18 protein-coding genes are annotated in these 19505 nt (G+C 72.0%); 8 read left to right on the plus strand and 10 right to left on the minus strand.

Annotated elements, in window-relative coordinates; all coding sequences use genetic code 11:
• Nucleotides 1–18 precede the first annotated feature (18 nt).
• Nucleotides 19–849: a hypothetical protein gene (locus tag MTQ01_RS20025; protein ID WP_374207808.1), complete on the plus strand. Its 831-nt coding sequence runs from the start codon at nt 19–21 to the stop codon at nt 847–849.
• A 328-nt stretch (nt 850–1177) separates the two neighbouring features.
• On the opposite strand, the gene MTQ01_RS20030 is transcribed toward MTQ01_RS20025, so the two are convergent.
• On the minus strand, nt 1178–2818 hold the full coding sequence (locus MTQ01_RS20030) for a sigma-70 family RNA polymerase sigma factor (RefSeq protein WP_247492078.1): 1641 nt from the start codon (nt 2816–2818) through the stop codon (nt 1178–1180).
• A 215-nt stretch (nt 2819–3033) separates the two neighbouring features.
• Here MTQ01_RS20030 and radA point away from each other — a divergent pair, with 215 nt between their 5' ends.
• Nucleotides 3034–4491 (plus strand): DNA repair protein RadA, encoded by a 1458-nt coding sequence (radA, locus tag MTQ01_RS20035; RefSeq protein WP_247492079.1) that lies wholly within the window; start codon nt 3034–3036, stop codon nt 4489–4491.
• A 255-nt stretch (nt 4492–4746) separates the two neighbouring features.
• Complete coding sequence (gene disA / locus MTQ01_RS20040) at nt 4747–5805, plus strand: DNA integrity scanning diadenylate cyclase DisA (RefSeq protein WP_247492273.1); 1059 nt, start codon at nt 4747–4749, stop codon at nt 5803–5805.
• Between the two features lie 137 nt (nt 5806–5942).
• Here the strand turns inward: disA and MTQ01_RS20045 are convergent, their stop codons facing one another.
• Nucleotides 5943–6737: a hypothetical protein gene (locus tag MTQ01_RS20045; protein ID WP_247492275.1), complete on the minus strand. Its 795-nt coding sequence runs from the start codon at nt 6735–6737 to the stop codon at nt 5943–5945.
• Between the two features lie 224 nt (nt 6738–6961).
• On the opposite strand from MTQ01_RS20045, the gene MTQ01_RS20050 reads away from it, so the two are divergent.
• The 5 genes from MTQ01_RS20050 (at nt 6962) to MTQ01_RS20070 (ending at nt 11535) form a co-directional block, all read left to right on the plus strand.
• Nucleotides 6962–7900, plus strand: coding sequence for an A/G-specific adenine glycosylase (locus tag MTQ01_RS20050; protein WP_247492080.1), 939 nt, complete (start codon nt 6962–6964; stop codon nt 7898–7900).
• A gap of 256 nt (nt 7901–8156) precedes the next feature.
• Nucleotides 8157–8765 (plus strand): SigE family RNA polymerase sigma factor, encoded by a 609-nt coding sequence (locus MTQ01_RS20055; protein WP_247492081.1) that lies wholly within the window; start codon nt 8157–8159, stop codon nt 8763–8765.
• On the plus strand, nt 8753–9514 hold the full coding sequence (locus MTQ01_RS20060) for an LppP/LprE family lipoprotein (RefSeq protein ID WP_247492083.1): 762 nt from the start codon (nt 8753–8755) through the stop codon (nt 9512–9514). The genes MTQ01_RS20055 and MTQ01_RS20060 overlap by 13 nt, the downstream gene beginning before the upstream one ends.
• A gap of 7 nt (nt 9515–9521) precedes the next feature.
• On the plus strand, nt 9522–10232 hold the full coding sequence (cseB, locus tag MTQ01_RS20065; RefSeq protein WP_247492084.1) for a two-component system response regulator CseB: 711 nt from the start codon (nt 9522–9524) through the stop codon (nt 10230–10232).
• Between the two features lie 10 nt (nt 10233–10242).
• On the plus strand, nt 10243–11535 hold the full coding sequence (locus tag MTQ01_RS20070) for a HAMP domain-containing sensor histidine kinase (protein ID WP_247492087.1): 1293 nt from the start codon (nt 10243–10245) through the stop codon (nt 11533–11535).
• A gap of 42 nt (nt 11536–11577) precedes the next feature.
• On the opposite strand, the gene MTQ01_RS20075 is transcribed toward MTQ01_RS20070, so the two are convergent.
• The 8 genes from MTQ01_RS20075 to MTQ01_RS20110 all read right to left on the minus strand — a co-directional run bounded on the left by MTQ01_RS20075 (nt 11578) and on the right by MTQ01_RS20110 (nt 19503).
• On the minus strand, nt 11578–11970 hold the full coding sequence (locus MTQ01_RS20075) for a YciI family protein (protein ID WP_247492089.1): 393 nt from the start codon (nt 11968–11970) through the stop codon (nt 11578–11580).
• Between the two features lie 244 nt (nt 11971–12214).
• Nucleotides 12215–14737 carry an ATP-dependent Clp protease ATP-binding subunit gene (locus MTQ01_RS20080; protein WP_247492090.1) on the minus strand — a complete coding sequence of 841 codons (2523 nt, stop codon included), beginning with the start codon at nt 14735–14737 and terminating at the stop codon, nt 12215–12217.
• A gap of 798 nt (nt 14738–15535) precedes the next feature.
• The gene (locus MTQ01_RS20085; protein WP_211040291.1) at nt 15536–15874 is read right to left on the minus strand and encodes an Lsr2 family protein; all 339 of its coding nucleotides are present in this window, start codon (nt 15872–15874) and stop codon (nt 15536–15538) included.
• A gap of 202 nt (nt 15875–16076) precedes the next feature.
• A complete protein-coding gene (locus MTQ01_RS20090) occupies nt 16077–16595 on the minus strand; it encodes an amino-acid N-acetyltransferase (RefSeq protein WP_247492091.1) in 519 nt (172 codons plus the stop codon).
• A 9-nt stretch (nt 16596–16604) separates the two neighbouring features.
• Nucleotides 16605–16997, minus strand: coding sequence for a BlaI/MecI/CopY family transcriptional regulator (locus tag MTQ01_RS20095; protein ID WP_247492092.1), 393 nt, complete (start codon nt 16995–16997; stop codon nt 16605–16607).
• Nucleotides 16998–17074: 77 nt separating this feature from the next.
• Entirely contained in the window at nt 17075–17263 is a 189-nt protein-coding gene (locus MTQ01_RS20100; protein WP_247492093.1) for a hypothetical protein, read from the minus strand.
• A 200-nt stretch (nt 17264–17463) separates the two neighbouring features.
• The gene (locus MTQ01_RS20105) at nt 17464–18357 is read right to left on the minus strand and encodes a hypothetical protein (RefSeq protein ID WP_247492094.1); all 894 of its coding nucleotides are present in this window, start codon (nt 18355–18357) and stop codon (nt 17464–17466) included.
• Between the two features lie 339 nt (nt 18358–18696).
• Nucleotides 18697–19503, minus strand: coding sequence for a type III pantothenate kinase (locus tag MTQ01_RS20110; RefSeq protein WP_247492095.1), 807 nt, complete (start codon nt 19501–19503; stop codon nt 18697–18699).
• Between the last annotated feature and the right edge of the window lie 2 nt (nt 19504–19505).

Genomic DNA, 19505 nt, shown 5'->3' on the forward strand with positions numbered 1-19505 from the left:
CCCCGTACTCTGGGGCACGTGGGCAAGACGAAACACTCGAAGCCGGGAGAAATCCGCAACCTCGGTGGTAAGAAACAGCGGCGCCGCGGCGAGGAAGTGGACCTCGACCACGCACGGGCGTGGGTGGAGTTCCCCGATCCCGCCGACGACGAGCAGGTCTTCCGCTGCGACCTCACGTGGCTGACGTCCCGCTGGTCGTGCATCTTCGGCCAGGGCTGCCAGGGCATCCAGGCCGGCCGTGCCGCGGACGGCTGCTGCACACTGGGCGCGCACTTCTCCGACGAGGACGACGAACGCCGGGTGGCCGCGCACGCCGCGCGACTCACCCCCGAACAGTGGCAGTTCCACGCCGAGGGCAACGAGACCGGCTGGGTCGAGACCGACGACGAGGGCGAGCGCAAGACCCGCCGCTGGGAGGGCGCCTGCATCTTCAACAACCGCGCCGGCTTCCCCGGCGGCGCGGGATGCGCCCTGCACCTCCAGGCGCTCCAGGCCGGCCGCGAACCGCTGGAGACCAAACCGGACGTCTGCTGGCAGCTCCCGGTCCGGCGCACCTTCGAATGGGTCGAACTCCCTGACGGCGAGCAGAAGTTGTACGTCTCCATCGGCGAGTACGACCGCCGCGGCTGGGGCTCGGGCGGACACGACCTGCACTGGTGGTGCACCGGCGCGACCAGCGCGCACGGCGCCGGCGACCCGGTCTACGTCTCCTACCGCCCCGAGCTGATCGAGCTGATGGGCAAGGACGGCTACGACAGGCTCACCGAGCTCTGCGAGCAGCGACTGGCCGCCGCCCTCCCGCTGGTGGCCGCGCACCCCGCCGACCCGGCCCCGAGCCGAACCGACTGACCACCGCGGCAACCCCGGCCCGACCCGCGCCCACCGGCGCAGGCCGGGCCGGTTCGGTTCGCGCCCACGTCGGGCCGGTCCGGTTCACGCCCACAGCGGCCAACTTCGGTGCCGGCGCGGCCGGTTGCCACCGATCGGTGGCAACCGGCGTACGAGCCGGTCCGGTTCGCGCCCAGGTCGGCCAACTCCCGCACCTGCGCGCCCGGTTCACAGCGCCCCGCGGGCAACTGCCGTACGCCAGCACCCCGTTCGCCGCCGTCCGCGTTCACGACGCGGCTCTGCGACGCGGCACGGGCGCGTCGCGCGGCACGGGCGGCGCCGAGCGGGCTCAGGCGGAGGGGACCGGTTCGGAGGGTTCGGGGTCCGGGGCGGGCTCGGAGGGCTCCGGCTCGGACGGTTCGGGGGCGGGCTCGCGGCCCTGGCCCTGGATGGTGATGACGGTGCCCGAGGGGGCGAAGTGCACCCGCGCCGTCCACGGACCCTCCGGCTCCCAGCGGCGCACGTCGACCCGCACCGTGTACGACTCGCCCGGCGACAGCTGGCCCGAGAGCTTGCTGACCCGCAGCCATCTGGCGTCGGTGGCCGCGGACCAGTCGAGCTTGGAACCGCCGGTGTTGGTCAGCGTGATCAGCGTGACGTCGCCCGCGGGCCTGGCCTGGACGGAGAGCCGGCCCGGCGATTCGCTGGGGCTCTCGTCGGGGCTCTCCGAGCCCTCGTCCGGGGAGCTGTCGGGGTCGTCCGAGCCGCCGGGCAGCTTGGTGCTCCCGCCCGGCTTGCCGTCGTCCTCCTCGCCGTCCCGGTCGTCCCCGGTACGGCCGTTGGGGCTCTTGCGGTCGCCGGGCGCACGGTCGGCGTTGCCCGCGTTCTCGTACGGGTAGCTCTCCTCCGCCGCCGGGTCGTCGGCGTCGCTGGTCGCCACCGAGCTGCCGTCCCGGCCCTCGCCGACCAGCGGCGCGCCGCGGTACGCCGCCCACAGCGCCAGCACGGGCGCCGCCACCACCGCGGCGGCCACCGTCGTCGTCACCGCCCGGGCGCGCAGCTTGCCCATCCGCGCGGTGCGCTCCTTCGCCTCCGCCGGGAAGCCGTGCCGGTCGAACCGCGGCGCGGGCTGCGCGCGCGCCCGGAGCGCGGCCACCAGCGCCGCGTGCACCACCGGACGGGACGCCTTCAGCACCGCCAGCTGCCGGGAGCGGCCCGGCGCCGTACCGGGCCACGGCTCGCCCGCCATGTGCTTCTCGGCGGCGAGCCGGCACTCGCCGCACTCGTCGACGTGCCGCACCAGTTCGCGGCGGAGCGCGGCGCTGAGCACCACCTCGGTGTCGCCGCCCAGCCTGCTGACCGTTCCGCAGCCGCCGCTGTTCACGACGGACAGCGCGGCGCGGGTCCGCTCCACCTCGCAGGCCGCGCCGGACAGCAGCATCCGGGTCGCGGCGGACTCCATGGAGAGCACCAACGCGACCTCGTCGACCGGGAGTTGGTGGCGCACCGCGAGCTCCAGGGCCTCGCGCTGCTCCGGCGTAGTACCCGCCGCCTCGGGCCAGCCGAGAGCGGCGAGCTCCTGGCGGCGCCGGGTGGCGAGCGGACCGTCGAGCTTGATGGGCTCCCGGGGGCGGGCGGCCTCGCGCAGGGTGGCCAGGCGCCGCAGACAGGCCCAGCGGGCGAGGGCGTACAGCCAGGGCCGCTGGTGCGCGGGGTCCTGCGGCGCACGGTCGCGCTCCCGCTGCCGTTCGGCGACGGAGAGCGCGAGACCGAGCGCGGAGACGGCCTCGTCGTGCTCGCACATGATCGACAGGCAGTAGGTGAACAGTCCGTCGAGGTACGGGTCGTCGCCCGCGCCGTGGACGTCCTGGACGGCGGCAGCGGCGCCGGAGAGGGCCGCGGGGGCCGGCCCGTTCCCGGGGTGCCGCGAGCCACGGCGCGCTTGGCGTGCGCCGGTGGAGTTCGTGGGGTGTTCGCGCCTGCTGCTCATCACCCCGCGACGCTAGGCGGCGCGAGGGGGCGGACCGGGATCGGTGGCGAAGGTTTAACCCTAATGAGTGACGATCTCACTCGAAAGGGGACAGCTCCGACCAGCCGAAACCCTCCGCCCCGACACCTCGCCCGGCCGCGCGCCCCACTCGTGGGCCCGGCCCCGGCGCACCGGAGGAGTCCGCGCTGTCGGTGGGCACGGCTACGGTGATCGACATGGCTGCCCGCAAGTCGTCCGCCAAGGACCGCCCCTCGTACCGCTGCACCGAATGTGGCTGGAGCACGGCCAAATGGCTGGGCCGCTGCCCGGAGTGCCAGGCCTGGGGCACCGTCGAGGAGGTCGGTGCCGCCCCCGGCGTGCGCACCACCGCCGCCGGGCGGGTCTCCACGCCCGCGCTGCCCATCGGCCAGGTCGACGCCCGGCAGGCCGAGGCCCGCAGCACCGGGGTGGACGAGCTCGACCGGGTGCTGGGCGGCGGTCTGGTCCCCGGCGCGGTGGTGCTGCTGGCCGGCGAGCCCGGAGTGGGCAAGTCGACGCTGCTGCTGGATGTCGCGGCCAAGGCGGCGGCGCCCGCGCACCGCACGCTGTACGTCACCGGCGAGGAGTCGGCGAGCCAGGTGCGGATGCGCGCGGACCGGATCGGCGCGCTGGACGACAACCTCTTCCTCGCCGCCGAGACGGATCTGTCGGCCGTGCTCGGCCATCTCGACGCCGTACAGCCCTCCCTGCTGGTGATGGACTCGGTGCAGACCGTCGCCTCGTCCGAGATTGACGGCGCGCCCGGCGGTGTCTCCCAGGTCCGGGAGGTGGCCGGTGCCCTCATCCGGGCCTCCAAGGAGCGCGGGATGGCGACGCTGCTCGTCGGCCACGTCACCAAGGACGGCACGATCGCCGGGCCCCGGTTGCTGGAGCATCTGGTCGACGTGGTGCTGCACTTCGAGGGCGACCGGCACGCCCGGCTCCGGCTCGTGCGCGGCGTGAAGAACAGATACGGCACCACCGACGAGGTCGGCTGCTTCGAGCTGCACGACGAGGGCATCGTCGGGCTGGCCGACCCCTCCGGGCTCTTTCTGACCCGCAGGGACGAGCCCGTCCCCGGCACCTGTCTGACCGTGACGCTGGAGGGTCGCCGGCCGCTGGTGGCCGAGGTGCAGGCGCTCACCGTCGACTCCCAGATCCCCTCGCCCCGCCGCACGACCTCCGGCCTGGAGACCTCCCGGGTGTCGATGATGCTGGCCGTGCTGGAGCAGCGCGGCCGGATCAGCGCGCTGGGCAAGCGGGACATCTACAGCGCCACCGTGGGCGGGGTGAAGCTCACCGAGCCGGCCGCGGATCTCGCGGTGGCGCTGGCGCTGGCGAGCGCCGCGAGCGACACCCCGCTGCCGAAGAACCTGGTCGCGATAGGCGAGGTCGGGCTCGCCGGCGAGGTCCGGCGGGTGACCGGGGTGCAGCGGCGGCTCGCGGAGGCGGCGCGGCTCGGCTTCACCCACGCTCTCGTGCCCTCCGACCCCGGGCGGGTGCCGGCCGGGATGCGGGTCAAGGAGGTCGCCGACGTGGGTGAGGCGCTGCGCACCCTGCCGCGGCTGTCCGGCGGCGGGCGGCGGAGCGCCGGCGGGCGCGAGGAGCGGCCCGGGCGCGCCGAGCGGGAGGAGCCGGTGCCGGGCGCCCACTGAGGCGGGCGAGCGGGGCGTCGGAGCGCGCCGTCGCAGGTGAGTCGCGGGTGAAGCGGAGGCGTACTCGGGCCGTCGGGCGGGTGAGTCGTTCCCGTCGGCGCGGAGTGGACCGTCGGGCGCGTACGGACGCCGGTAGACTTTGGCGCGGTCACGCCCGTCCACCAGTACGCCGAACGTACGTCGAGGGGCACCCGCACTCACGACCGAAGGAGCGCCGTGGCAGCCAATGAACGGGCAGGAACCGCGGACGGCCTGCTGCGGGCTTCACTCAGCGCCGTCGCCCCCGGAACCGCACTGCGGGACGGGCTGGAGCGGGTCCTGCGTGGCAACACCGGCGGCCTCATCGTGCTCGGTTTCGACAAGACCGTGGAAGCGCTCTGTTCGGGCGGCTTCGTACTGGACGTCGAGTTCAGCGCGACGCGGCTGCGGGAGCTGTGCAAGCTCGACGGCTCGTTGATCATCGACCGGGACGTCACCAAGATCGTGCGGGCGGGCGTGCAGCTCGTGCCGGACGCCTCCATCCCCACCGAGGAGACCGGCACCCGGCACCGCACCGCACAGCGGGTGTCGATCCAGACCGGTTTCCCGGTCGTCTCGGTCAGCCAGTCGATGCATCTGATCGCGCTCTACGTCGACGGTCAGCGGCGCGTGCTGGAGGACTCGGCGGCCATCCTCTCCCGCGCCAACCAGGCGCTCGCCACTCTGGAGCGCTACAAACTCCGGCTGGACGAGGTGGCGGGCACGCTCTCCGCGCTGGAGATCGAGGACCTGGTGACGGTCCGGGACGTGGCGGCCGTCTCCCAGCGTCTGGAGATGGTGCGCCGCATCGCCACCGAGATCGCCGAGTACGTCGTGGAGCTCGGCACCGACGGGCGGCTGCTGGCGCTTCAGCTGGACGAGCTGATTGCCGGCGTCGAGCCGGAGCGCCAGCTCGTCGCCCGCGACTACGTGCCGGAGCCGAGCGGCAAGCGGACCAGGACGGTCGGCGGCGCGCTCGGCGAGCTGGACCGGCTCAGCCACACCGAGCTGCTCGAACTCCCCACCGTGGCACGGTCCCTGGGCTACAGCGGCGCGCCGGAGACGCTGGACTCCGCGGTGTCGCCGCGCGGTTTCCGGCTGCTGGCGAAGGTGCCGCGGCTGCCCAACACCGTGATCGAGCGGCTGGTCGACCACTTCGGCGGACTCCAGAAGCTGCTCGCGGCGAGCGTGGACGACCTCCAGGCCGTGGACGGCGTCGGCGAGGCCCGGGCCCGTTCGGTCCGGGAGGGGCTGTCGCGGCTCGCCGAGTCCTCCATCCTGGAGCGCTACGTCTGACGCCGGCGGGCGACGAGGGCCGAGAGGCGACGGAAACAGCGCGAAGGCCGTGAACCCGGGTGGGGTTCACGGCCTTTTCGCTGTGGTGACGGCCTTCGCGCTGCGGTGCTGCCGGCTCGGTCGCCGGCCGCCCCGGCTCAGTCCTTGGCGAGGACGAAGGAGGTCTGCGCGGTGCCGAGGCCGGGGATCTCGACCTCGACCAGGTAGGTCCCGGCCTTCGGCGCTCCGCCCGACGGCGTGGCGCAGGAGGCGGCGCTGCGGTCGCGCTTCCAGGTGAGCGTGTGGGTCGTCTTCTCCCGTGCGGCGACCCGCAGTTCGTCGCTGCCGTCGGCCGCGCAGTGCTCGGAGGACCAGATCGTGCTGTCGTCGCTGTCGACGATGGTGAAGACCGCACGGTCGCCGTTGACGTCCACCTTGCAGGGGGTGCCGCTGGTGTTCTCCACCGTCAGGCGCAGCTTGGGTCGCTCGCCGGGCGCGTACTCGTTCCGCGCGGCGACCAGGCTGACCTTCGCCTGGCCGGAGCGGCAGGCATCCAGCCCGTCGACGTCCCCGCCGCCGCCCGAACCGCCGGAACCGCCCGAGCCGGCGTCCGAGTCCGATCCCTCCGACTCCTCGGACCCCCCGGAACCGGAGCCGCCCGTGCCGCCCTCGTTGTCGTCGTCGGCGCCGCCGGAACCCTCCTCGTCCTCCTCGTCCCGGCCGCCGGGGCGGTTGTCGGGTACGGACTCGGAGCTGGTGGGCCCGGGCGTGATGGAGCTCGCCGCGCCCTCACCACGATCGTCCTGGCCCGCCTTGCCCGCCTGATTGCCGCCGCCACCGCCCATGCTGAGCGCCCACACGACGAGCATGACCAGCATCGCGACAAGCGCGAGTGCCACCGCCCTCCGACGCCAGTAGATGGAGGAGGGAAGCGGCCCGACCGGATTGCGCATAGATCCCACGCGGAAACCTTACGAGACATCAGCCCTCGGACAGGGCCGTACCCGCCGCCGAAGCGAGCAAGTTGTGAACCTTTTCGAACTTTCGCCTTGTCTCGTTGTCCTACGAGCTCTGCGGGCGTCCGGTTCGTCCGGTTGCGACACCCCGGAGCGGGCGTTGTCCGGCTGCGGCGCGGAGTTTTCACCACTGCTGCGCTCCGTGCCAGGATCGGAAGGCCATGACTGCTACCTCTGAATGCCACGCGACCGACGACCACCGCGCCGCCCTGCGGCTGCACGCTCCCGTCAACGAATGGTTCACCGAACATGCCAGGGAGCTGCCCTGGCGACGCCCCGAGGCCGGAGCCTGGGGCGTGATGGTCAGCGAGTTCATGCTTCAACAGACGCCCGTCTCACGGGTGTTGCCCGTCTACGAACAGTGGATGGCCCGCTGGCCGCGCCCCGCGGACCTCGCCGCCGAGGAACCCGGGGAGGCCGTACGCGCCTGGGGCCGGCTGGGCTATCCGCGCCGCGCACTGCGGCTGCACGGCGCCGCAGCGGCCATAGCGGAACGCCACGGCGGCGATGTGCCCACCGGGCACGCCCAGTTGCTGGCGCTGCCGGGTGTCGGCGAGTACACGGCGTCGGCGGTGGCGTCCTTCGCGTACGGCCAGCGCCATCCGGTGCTGGACACCAACGTGCGCAGGGTCTTCGCCCGGCTCTTCCGCGGCCAGGAGTTCCCGCCGAACGCCACCACCGCCGCCGAACGCAAGCTCGCCCGTGCGGTGCTGCCCGAGGAGGAGGCGACCGCGGCCCGCTGGGCGGCGGCGACGATGGAGTTGGGCGCGCTGGTCTGCACGGCCCGCAAACCCGACTGCCACGCCTGCCCCGTCGCCGCCGAGTGCGCCTGGAAGATCGCCGGTTCACCGCCGTACGAAGGGCCGCCGCGGCGCACCCAGACGTACGCCGGCACCGATCGCCAGGTGCGCGGACGGCTGCTCGCGGTGCTCCGGGAGACCTCGGCGCCGGTGCCGAGGGAGCGCCTGGACGAGGTCTGGCACGAACCGGCCCAGCGCGCACGGGCGCTGGACGGGCTGGTCGCGGACGGACTGGTGGAGCCGCTGGCGGGCGGCGTCTACCGGCTGCCGCGCAGTCGGCCGCACAGCGCAGCCCGCTGAGGCACCGGACACCGCGCCCCGCCGGGGCCGGTGAGCCGGCCGGGCGCGGGCCCCGGGGGGGAACGACCGACCAGAGACGACCGAGCAAAGGGTGTGAAGCGGGACACAACATCAGTTGTCGTCCCGCTGTTACACAACCGATGGGTGCCCGTGCGCCGTCCGTGCGCTGTCGAGCAAAGCCCCGCAACACCGCCTCCCTACTGTCCTGTCCGTACCGCCCGCATCCGGGCAGGGGGACGTGACAGGGGAGGCGAAGATGACGGCGACGGCACAGGTGCTCGACTTCGAGGAGTACGTACGGACGCGGCAGGACGCACTGCTGCGCAGCGCACGCCGTCTGGTCTCCGACCCCCTGGACGCACAGGACCTGCTCCAGACCGCACTCGCCCGCACCTGCGACAAGTGGGACAGGATCGCCGACAAGTCGCTGGCCGACGCCTATCTGCGCCGAGTGATGATCAACACGCGTACGGAGTGGTGGCGTTCGAGGAAACTGGAGGAAGTGCCGACGGACGTGCTGCCCGAGGTGATCGGCGTCGAGGACGGCATCGAGCAGTGCGCCGACCGCGAGCTGCTGCTGGAGCTGCTGTGGGCACTGCCGCCCAAGCAGCGCAGCGTGGTCGTCCTTCGTCACTGGGAGCAGTTGAGCACCGAGGAGACCGCTTCGGCTCTCGGAATGTCGGTGGGTACGGTGAAGAGCACGCTGCACCGGGCACTCGCCCGGCTGCGCTCGGAGCTGTTGAGCAGGGAGCAGCAGTGGCAGCAGGACACACACGAGGAGCCGATGAGCCGGCCGACCGATCTCGCCTGCCTGCCGTCCGCGTGCGCGCGGCCCGTCGCACCACCGACCGTGTGCGCCGCCTGAGCCCTCTGCGCGCGGGCGTCCTCGGCGGCGCCTCCGCCGGTTTCGCCGCGCTGCTGGTCGTCGCGGTGGCCGGCTGCGGCGCGACGGGCGAAGGCGTACGGGTCGAGCAGCCCGCCGCCGCGGACGCCGGCCCCGAGGGCCGTGCCTCCCCGCTGCCGGCCGCCACCGTCACACCGAGCGAGACACCGCCCTCCCCTTCGGGCTCCAAGAGCCCCGGAGGCAAGCCGGACAAGTCCCACAGCCCCAGCCCGGTGGCTCCGAGCACCAGCTTCTCGGCGCCCGAGGTGTCGCCGCCCGGCGCCCGGCGGCAGTTGGACGTGATCACGCTCGTACGGCAGGACCCCAGGGTCGGCGCCGAGGTCAAGGAGAGCCTGGTGCCGTGCTCGGGGCAGTGGCCGGTCGACGTGGCCTACGGTCGGCTCACCGGCGCGGGCGCCTCCGACGTGATCGTGAACGTCACCAGCTGCGCCGACGGCAAGGGGCTCGGCAGCTACGTCTACCGCGAGACCCGGGACGGGCGCTATGTGAACGTCTTCGCCGAGGAGGAGGTCGCGGTCTACGCCCAGGTCGACAAGAGCGCCCTCCGCGTCGACCAGCAGATCTACCTGGACGGGGACGCCATGTGCTGCCCCACCGGTCAGGATGTGGTGACGTACATGTGGCGCGGTGGCAAGTTCGCCGAGATGGACCGCGTCTACAAGGACTATCCGAAGCCGACCGACGAGGGCCGGGACGACGGGGAGGGCTGAGCACGCGGTGGCCGACACACATGTGCTGTTCGTGGAGGACGACGACGTCATCCGGGAGGCGCTGCAACTGACGCTGGAGCGCGACGGGTTCCGCGTCACGGCGGTCCCGGACGGGCTCGCCGGCCTCGACGCGTTCCGCGCCGACCGTCCCGACGTGGCGCTGCTGGACGTGATGGTCCCCGGGCTGGACGGCGTGAGCCTGTGCCGGCGCATCAGGGACGACTCGACGGTGCCGGTCATCATGCTCTCGGCCAGGGCCGACTCCATCGACGTGGTCCTCGGGCTGGAGGCCGGCGCCGACGACTACGTCACCAAACCGTTCGACGGCGCCGTGCTCGTCGCCCGCATCCGCGCGGTGCTGCGCCGCTTCCAGCACTCCCGGCAGGAACCGGACCCGGGCCCGGGCGCCCCGGCCGAGGCGGGAAGCGGCGAGAGCGTGCTCAGCTTCGGCGATCTCGAGGTCGACACGGAGGGCATGGAGGTGCGCCGGGACGGCAGCCCCGTACCGCTCACCCCGACCGAGATGCGACTGCTGCTGGAGTTCTCCACCGCGCCCGGCACCGTGCTCTCCCGCGACCAACTCCTCGAACGCGTCTGGGACTACGGCTGGGGCGGCGACACCCGCGTGGTGGACGTCCACGTACAGCGGCTGCGCGCCAAGATCGGCCAGCAGCGCATCGAGACCGTCCGTGGCTTCGGCTACAAACTGAAGGGCTGAGCCGGTGCGGGTGAGACTGCGGCCCTCCCGCACCGCGCTCCGGGTGGGGCTGCGCTGGAAGGTCAGTACGGCGATCGCGGCGGTGAGCGCGCTCGTCGCGCTGCTGCTGAGCCTGATCATCTACAACGCCACCCAGGTCTCCATGCTCAGCAGCAGCCGGGACGTGCAGGACGAGCGGCTCCAGTCCGCCCTGCGCATCTACGAGTCCACCGAACGCGTCGCGCTCGGCTCCGCCCTCAACGACCCCGATCTGCCCGGCCCGCTGCGCCGCGCGGTCCTGCGGGGCGAACGCGCCACCTACGTCAGCAACGGCAACTCCGAGGTGCCCGACGTCTGGGCCGCCACCCCGCTGCCCGACGGCGGCATACTCTCGCTGCACTCCCGCTTCACCGACCGCTACTCGGTCCTGGACGACCTGTCCAGAACGCTGATCCTCGGCTCGCTCTCCGTCGTCGCGGGTTCCACCGCGCTCGGCGTGCTCATCGGCAGTCGCCTCTCCCGCCGTCTGCGCCGGGCGGCAACCGCCGCCGTACGCGTCACCGAGGGCGACTCCGACGCCCGCGTACGGGAGTACATCGGCGAACGGCCGCGCGACGAGATCGCCGAACTCGCCCGCGCCGTGGACGAGATGGCCGACGCGCTCCAGGCACGGCTGGAGGCGGAACGACGGGTGACCGCCGATATCGCGCACGAGCTGCGCACCCCCGTGACCGGGCTGCTCACCGCGGCGCAACTGCTGCCCGAGGGCCGCCCCGCCGAGTTGGTGCGCGACCGGGCCGAGGTGCTGCGGACCCTGGTGGAGGACGTGCTGGAGGTGGCACGGCTCGACGGCGCGGCGGAGCGCGCGGAGCTCCAGGAGATCGCCCTCGGCGAGTTCGTGACACGGCGGGTGCGGGTGCTGGCACCGGACGCCGAGGTGCGCGTCGAACAGGACGCGCACGTCACCACCGACCCGCGGCGGCTGGAACGCATCCTGGGCAATCTGATCGCCAACGCCGTCCGGCACGGATCGCCGCCGCTGCGGATCGAGGTGGCCGAACGCGTCCTGCGGGTGCGCGACCACGGGCCGGGCTTCCCCGAGGAGCTGCTGGCGGAGGGGCCGAGCCGGTTCCGCACCGGCACCAGCGACCGGGCCGGACAGGGGCACGGCCTCGGCCTGACCATCGCCGCCGGCCAGGCCCGGGTGCTCGGCGCCCGCCTCGTCTTCCGCAACCTCACACCGGGCGCGCTCGCCACCCTCCGACTCCCCGCCACCCCGCACGGCAGCGCCCCGCCGGACCTCCCCGCCCCGCAGCGTCCCTGAACACCGCCGCCCCGGCCGTGCGCACGGTCGGTCGCTCCGGGTCTACTGCTCCGGCTCCTCCGGAAGCCGGTGGAGCTCCACCGGAGTGTTGTACGGCTCGCCACCGGGCCCCGGGCAGGCCGAGATACGGGCGGCCAGCTCCACCGCACGCTCCCGGCTCGCCAGGTCGACGATCCAGTAGCCGGAGAGGATCATGCCGCCGGCCCGCTGCGGCCCCTTGGTCACCCGGGGCTCGCCGCCGGGCGTCGCGGAGACGCTGAGCACGGCGCTCGGGCCGCCGAGGCCCCGGGCCTCCACCCATTCACCGTTCGCCTTCAACTCCTCGTTGACCGATTCCATGTGGGCGAACATCCGCCCCATGTCGTCACCGCTGAGCCGGGACATCTCCGCCTCCCAGGTCTCGGTGTCGTCGAGCAGCTGGATCATGTACAGCATGGCCGCCTCCTGAGGTCTCACGGGCGCCTCTCGCGGCGCCCACACAGTCAGACCCCGCACCCGCCGGAAACTCATCGCCCGACCCGCCCGACCCGCCCGCGCGCCACCCCGGGGCCGGCCCCCGCGCCGACCGCGCACGCCGGCCGGCCACCCGCCGGCCTCCGAGCACCGCCCGCGCGCACGACGAAGGCCGGCCCGGACACGCGGTACGCGTCCGGGCCGGCCTGCCGTGCTCCGTGTCGGCTCAGCTGTCCTTGGTCAGGTTGGGACCGCCACCGGCCGCCTCGATGGGCGGAACGTCCGGCAGGGCCGCCTTCTCCTCACCGCGGAAGGTGAACTTGGCCTGCTCGCCCTCGCCCTCGACCTCCACGACCACGATGTGGCCGGGACGCAGCTCGCCGAAGAGGATCTTCTCCGAGAGCGTGTCCTCGATCTCGCGCTGGATCGTGCGGCGCAGCGGACGGGCGCCCATGACCGGGTCGTACCCGCGCTTGGCGAGCAGCTCCTTGGCCTCGCCGCTGAGCTCCAGGCCCATGTCGCGGTCCTTCAGCCGCTCATCCACCTGCGCGATCATCAGGTCGACGATCTGGATGATGTCGGCCTGCGTCAGCTGGTGGAAGACGACGGTGTCGTCGACACGGTTGAGGAACTCCGGCCGGAAGTGCTGCTTCAGCTCTTCGTTGACCTTGGCCTTCATCCGGTCGTAGCCGGCCTTGACGTCGCTCTGTGCGGCGAAGCCGAGGTTGAAGCCCTTGGAGATGTCCCGGGTGCCGAGGTTCGTCGTCATGATGATGACGGTGTTCTTGAAGTCCACGACCCGGCCCTGGGAGTCGGTCAGCCGACCGTCCTCCAGGATCTGCAGCAGCGAGTTGAAGATGTCCGGGTGGGCCTTCTCGACCTCGTCGAAGAGCACGACGGAGAACGGCTTGCGGCGGACCTTCTCGGTCAGCTGGCCGCCCTCCTCGTATCCGACGTAGCCGGGAGGCGAACCGAACAGCCGAGAGACGGTGTGCTTCTCGCTGAACTCGGACATGTCGAGCGAGATCAGCGCGTCCTCGTCGCCGAAGAGGAACTCGGCGAGCGTCTTGGACAGCTCCGTCTTACCCACACCGGACGGGCCGGCGAAGATGAACGAACCGCCGGGCCGCTTCGGGTCCTTGAGACCGGCACGCGTACGCCGGATCGCCTGGGAGAGCGCCTTGATGGCGTCCTCCTGGCCGATGACGCGCTTGTGCAGCTCGTCCTCCATGCGCAGCAGCCGGGAGGACTCCTCCTCGGTCAGCTTGAAGACCGGGATGCCGGTGGAAGCGGCGAGGACCTCGGCGATCAGCTCCTCGTCCACCTCGGCGACGACGTCCATGTCGCCGGCCTTCCACTCCTTCTCCCGGGTGGCCTTCTGGCCGAGGAGCTGCTTCTCGGTGTCGCGCAGGGACGCGGCCTTCTCGAAGTCCTGCGCGTCGATCGCGGACTCCTTCTCGCGACGCACGTTCGCGATCTTCTCGTCGAACTCGCGCAGGTCCGGCGGCGCGGTCATCCGGCGGATGCGCATCCGGGAGCCGGCCTCGTCGATCAGGTCGATCGCCTTGTCCGGCAGGAAGCGGTCCGAGATGTACCGGTCGGCCAGCGTCGCGGCGCCGACGAGGGCGGAGTCGGTGATGGAGACCCGGTGGTGCGCCTCGTACCGGTCGCGCAGGCCCTTGAGGATCTCGATGGTGTGCGAGAGCGAGGGCTCGGCGACCTGGATGGGCTGGAAACGACGCTCCAGCGCCGCGTCCTTCTCCAGGTACTTGCGGTACTCGTCGAGCGTGGTGGCACCGATGGTCTGGAGCTCACCGCGGGCCAGCATCGGCTTGAGGATGCTGGCGGCGTCGATCGCGCCCTCGGCGGCGCCGGCACCGACCAGGGTGTGGAGCTCGTCGATGAACAGGATGATGTCGCCGCGGGTGCGGATCTCCTTGAGCACCTTCTTCAGGCGCTCCTCGAAGTCACCGCGGTAGCGGGAACCGGCCACCAGCGCGCCGAGGTCGAGGGTGTAGAGGTGCTTGTCCTTGAGGGTCTCGGGCACCTCGCCCTTGACGATGGACTGGGCCAGGCCCTCGACGACCGCCGTCTTGCCGACGCCGGGCTCGCCGATGAGCACCGGGTTGTTCTTCGTGCGGCGCGACAGCACCTGCATGACCCGCTCGATCTCCTTCTCGCGCCCGATGACCGGGTCGAGCTTGGATTCACGGGCGGCCTGGGTGAGGTTGCGGCCGAACTGGTCGAGCACGAGGGAGGTGGAGGGCGTGCCCTCTGCGGGACCACCGGCGGCGGCTGTCTCCTTGCCGCCCGAGTACCCGGAGAGCAGCTGGATGACCTGCTGCCGCACCCTGTTCAGATCGGCGCCCAGCTTCACCAGGACCTGGGCGGCGACGCCCTCGCCCTCGCGGATCAGGCCGAGCAGGATGTGCTCGGTGCCGATGTAGTTGTGGCCGAGCTGAAGGGCCTCGCGGAGCGAGAGCTCCAGGACCTTCTTGGCACGGGGCGTGAAGGGGATGTGGCCGGACGGGGCCTGCTGGCCCTGGCCGATGATCTCCTCCACCTGCTGGCGGACAGCCTCAAGCGAGATCCCGAGGCTCTCCAGGGCCTTAGCGGCGACACCCTCACCCTCGTGGATCAGGCCCAGGAGGATGTGCTCGGTGCCGATGTAGTTGTGGTTGAGCATCCGGGCTTCTTCCTGAGCCAGGACGACAACCCGCCGCGCGCGGTCGGTGAACCTCTCGAACATCGTTAATCGCTCCTCAGAGCGGTCAGTCAGCTAGGGGACGCTCCCCTCTCTGTCCTTCCGCAGCTTAGTCCCGCAAGCGGGGACCGCTCATTCCAACTGCCGACACCCGTCCGGATACCGCCGTCTCCGCCGGAGGGCTTTCGGACCCTCCTCGCACGAGGCGACGTCCACCGGTTCTGAACCGCTGTCCCGAACGGACGACAACAGTTCCAACCCGATGGTGCGAGACGATGTTCCCGCAGGCCAGGCGGATCAGACTCCTTTGAGTACGCCGAGCGCGAACGTCGGCCTCCGCACCGGCCGTTCGCGCCGCCGCACCACTGCCCCGGCACCGCCCTCACGAGGAGCTTTCCCCGCGGCGCCCGGGATGTGCACACAGGACGGGCCCGAAGGGCCTCCGCTTCTGGCGAACAAGGTCTTCACCGGTCCGGAAGATCCAGCATCACGGTCAGTCACAGAACCGGAGAGAGCGGAAACCCTCGGTGAACGACCGGGAATGCGACCCCGGAGCCCCGAGGAGTCGTCAATATTCACATATCGGACATCAAGTGCTCCGGATCCGGCGAAGTCCCGCCGGGCGGCACGCGGATGCGTCCCGTACCGGTCGGCGCGAGGGAAATCCGGCCCCCGGGAAGCCGGCCGATTCGCCCCGTCCACTGCGAACAGTGTCGAATCGGCTTCCCGGAGTCGGATAAGCGTGAGCCCCGCCCCGGCGGAGGTGGCGGATTTTCCTGCAAGAAGACCGGTAGTGCTTCGGTGGCACAATGCCACCGCCACCGGCCCGGAGGCGTACCGAAGTCAGCCGTTGGCCTTCCGGTAGGCCTCCTGGATGTTCGTGGGAATACGGCCGCGCTCATTGACGTCGTAGCCGTTCTCCTTGGCCCATGCGCGAATCTTCGGGGTATCGCCGCCCGCGGAAGCGGCAGCGGTACGGCCGGACTTACCGCGGCCCCCGGACGAGCGGCCGGTACGACGGCCCGCCTTCACGAAGTCTTCGAGTGCGTCCCGCAGCTTGCTCGCGTTGTCGGCGTTGAGGTCGATCTCATAGGACTTGCCGTCCAGTGCGAACGTCACCGTCTCATCGGCTTCGCCACCGTCGATGTCGTCAACGAGAAGAACCTGAACCTTCTGTGCCACCGGCTTACTCCCATTCGCTGCGTCGCCGCCCCGTTCTGGATGACAGGCCGACATAACCGATTACCGATATTGACGACGACAGCAAACCCCTTTTCTCGTGGAAATTCAAACCCTCGGGAGGGCTTGACCCGATCCGGGGCTGGGCAGCGAGTGGACCTTTCGGACATAGTCGCCGGTGATCCGGGGAGTGGCAATGCCCGTATCAAAGGTGCAGAAGCATCCTGCTGTTGCCCAGGGTGTTGGGCTTCACCCGCTCCAGGCCGAGGAACTCGGCAACCCCTTCGTCGTACGATCGCAGCAGCTCGCTGTACACGTCGCCGTCCACCGGAGCCTCACCGATCTCGGTGAAACCGTGCTTCGCGAAGAAGGAGACCTCGAACGTCAGACAGAAAATACGGCTGACTCCGAGCCCGCGCGCCGTCTCGACCAGCTTCCCCAGAAGCCGGTGCCCCACGCCTGTTCCTTTGAGTGCCGGATCCACGGCCAGGGTGCGCACCTCTGCGAGGTCCTCCCACATCACATGGAGCGCGCCGCAACCGACCACTTCACCGTCGCTGTCCCGCTCCGCGACCCAGAACTCCTGGATGTCCTCGTAAAGCGTCACCGTCGCTTTGTCCATCAGGATGCGATCGCCGGCGTAGACGTCGATGAGGCGGCGTACGGCGCGCACGTCGGTCGTACGGGCCCTGCGGACATGGAGCGCGGTTATGGCTTCTGGCATGAGGGAACGCTATCGCTCACCCGGTTCGGTCAGACGTTCGCCATTGAGTTGCACGACGCGCAGGGCATCACGCAGGGCTTCGGTCTGTTGCGGCGACATCATGCCGAAGAAGGCGACCAGTGCGGCGGCCGGGTTGTCACTCTCCGACCACGCCTCGTTCATCAGTGCGGCCGCATAAGCGGCGCGGGTGGAGACGGCCTCATATCGATAGGCACGCCCCTCCTGCTCCCGTCTGAGCCATCCCTTCTGGTGAAGGTTGTCCATGACGGTCATCACGGTGGTGTAGGCGATCTGCCGTCCCTGCTGGAGATCCTCCAGGACTTCTCGGACGGTTACCGGGCGGTTCCACTCCCACACCCGCGTCATCACGGCGTCTTCGAGGTCACCCAATGGTCGCGGCACAGCTGAAGGATATGGGTGCGGGAAACACGCGGCACGGCCGTGGAGGCCGTCCGTGCGGCGAACGGGAAAGGGGCGGCTCAGGCCGCGGGGCCGCCGTCGGCGGCGCTCTCGCGGCGGCTCGCCTCGGCGCGCGCGAAAGCGGCGTCGACGGCGGCGTCCTCCTTGGACTTGTTCGGCCCGCCCTGCGTCTTGACGATCGTCACGATCAGCGCGATGAAGGCGATGGCCATCACCACGGAGGGGGTCAGTGCGGCGATGTAGTCCATTGCTCCCGGCCTCCTGCTGCGGTACGTGCTGTCGCCGGACCGGCCGCGCACGGCGCACGGGGGTCCGGGCACCAGAGTAGGCCAGCGCCGGAACGCCGCCGCGCGGGCCCCTGGAGAGCGGGCCCGCGCGGCGGCGCACGGCGTACGGGTGTGCGGTCGGGCGGCCGGGCGGTCCGACCCCCGTCCGCACCGCGGAGGGCTCAGGCGGACAGGGCGTCCGTCCGGAGGTGCTCCTCGGGCGGGACGGACCGGTCGCCGGGCGGGGGCTTGGGCCGGCGACGGGGCGGAAAGACCTCGCCGGGCGTCGGTACGGGCCTCGTCGGCCGCGGGCCGGAGGGCCCGGGGGACTTGGGGCCCGGGGCGGGCGCGGGGCGCGGGGTGCGCTCGCGGTCGTCGCTTTCCTTGGCAGCCATGTGTTCCCCACCGTCCTTGTCTGTGTCGTCGCGGAGATCGGCGATGTGGTCGGTTTCGGCTGGGCACCCGGCGCGGCCGGGTGCCGGGGTGCGGCCGGACGCGGCTCGGACCGCCGGGCCGGGCCCGTCGGCGGCCGGGCGGGAACCCGGTACGGCGGCGCCCTCGGCGCCCCGTCCGTTCCGGCAGGGGTACGGCGGGGACGGCACGGGCACACCTCCGGCGAGGCCGCTCGGCACGACGAGGAGGTGACGGGCGCTCCCCTCGCGGCGCGCGGGCAGGGCGGCGGGAGGAGCGGCGGAGAGCCGGTCGAGGAGCCGACGGGCCCGCTGCCGGTCCGCGGTGCTGCCGGCCGCGCCGAAGGCGATCCGGCGCAGGCTGGCCAGATCCTCGGAGCCGGTCGGGCAACCGGCGCTCAGCGCCTCGTCCAGGCTCTCCAGATAGCCGCGGGCGGAGCCGGGCAGCGCGGCGCGGTAGCGGCGCAGGTCGGCGACGAGGAAGGCGCGCCGCCGGGCGGCCTCGCCGTCCGCCTGGTCCACCGCCCGGGCGAGACGGCGGCAGGCGCGGACCTCGCGTTCCGGTACGAGCGCGGGCCGCACCACTGCTTCCAGGGCACGTCGCAGCACGCGCAGCTCGTCCGCGCTGAAGGCCATACCGCCTCGGGAGCCATGTGGAATGGGCATAACCCGACGATAGGCGCTAATCGGACGAAATGGCTCGAACCACGCGCTCGTTGCCCGCTCGGCACGGGCCGGCCGGTGCGCCGGTGCGGGCCGGCCGGCCGGAAGCGGATCCGGGCGGCCGGACCGCCCGTACGGGTGTCCGCGGGCCCGCAGGACCCCGCCGGGCCCGCGGTCGGCGGTCGGTCGGCGGGGCCTCGGTGGACGTCGACGGGCGGGCCTCGGTGGACGGGGCCGCGGCCCGGGTCGGGCTCGGTGGGCGGGGCCGCGGCCCGGGTCGGGCTCGGTGGGCGGGGCCCGTCCGGGCGGTCGGCGGCGGACGGGGGGCGGGCACGGAAACGGTCAGAGGCGGCCGAGGTTGCGCTCGTAGACCAGACGGAGCCCGATCAGGGTCAGCCACGGCTCGTGCTCGTCGATCAGCTCCGCCTCCCCCAGCACCATCGGGCTGAGCCCGCCGGTGGCGATCACGGTGACGTCGTCGACGTCGCCGTCCGGACCGACCAGCTCCGCGGCCATCCGGCGGACCACTCCGTCCACCTGGCCGGCGAAGCCGTAGAGGATGCCGGACTGCATGGCCTCGACGGTGTTCTTGCCGATGACACCGCGGGGCTTGGCAAGTTCGATCTTGCGCAGCTGGGCGCCGCGCACTCCGAGGGCCTCGACGGAGATCTCGATGCCGGGCGCGATCACACCGCCGGTGTACTCGCCGCGGGCGGAGATCGCGTCGAAGGTGGTGGCGGTGCCGAAGTCGACCACGATGCTCGGCCCGCCGTAGAGCTCGGTGGCCGCCACCGCGTTGACGATGCGGTCGGCGCCGACCTCCTTGGGGTTGTCCATCAAGACCGGCACACCGGTCTTGACCCCGGGCTCGACCAGCACGGCCGGAATGTCGCCGTAGTACCGGCGGGTGACCTCGCGCAGCTCGTGCAGCACCGAGGGGACGGTGGAGCAGATCGCGATTCCCTCGATGCCCTCGCCGAGCTCCACGCCGAGCAGCGGGTGCATGCCCATCAGGCCCTGGAGCAGTACGGCGAGTTCGTCGGCCGTGCGGCGCGGATCGGTGGAGATGCGCCAGTGCTCGACGATCTCCTCGCCGTCGAAGAGGCCGAGAACCGTGTGGGTGTTACCGACGTCGATGGTCAGCAACATGG

Origin of the sequence: Streptomyces sp. XM4193 (assembly GCF_023072595.1) — a bacterium.
Classification (GTDB): Bacteria; Actinomycetota; Actinomycetes; order Streptomycetales; family Streptomycetaceae; genus Streptomyces.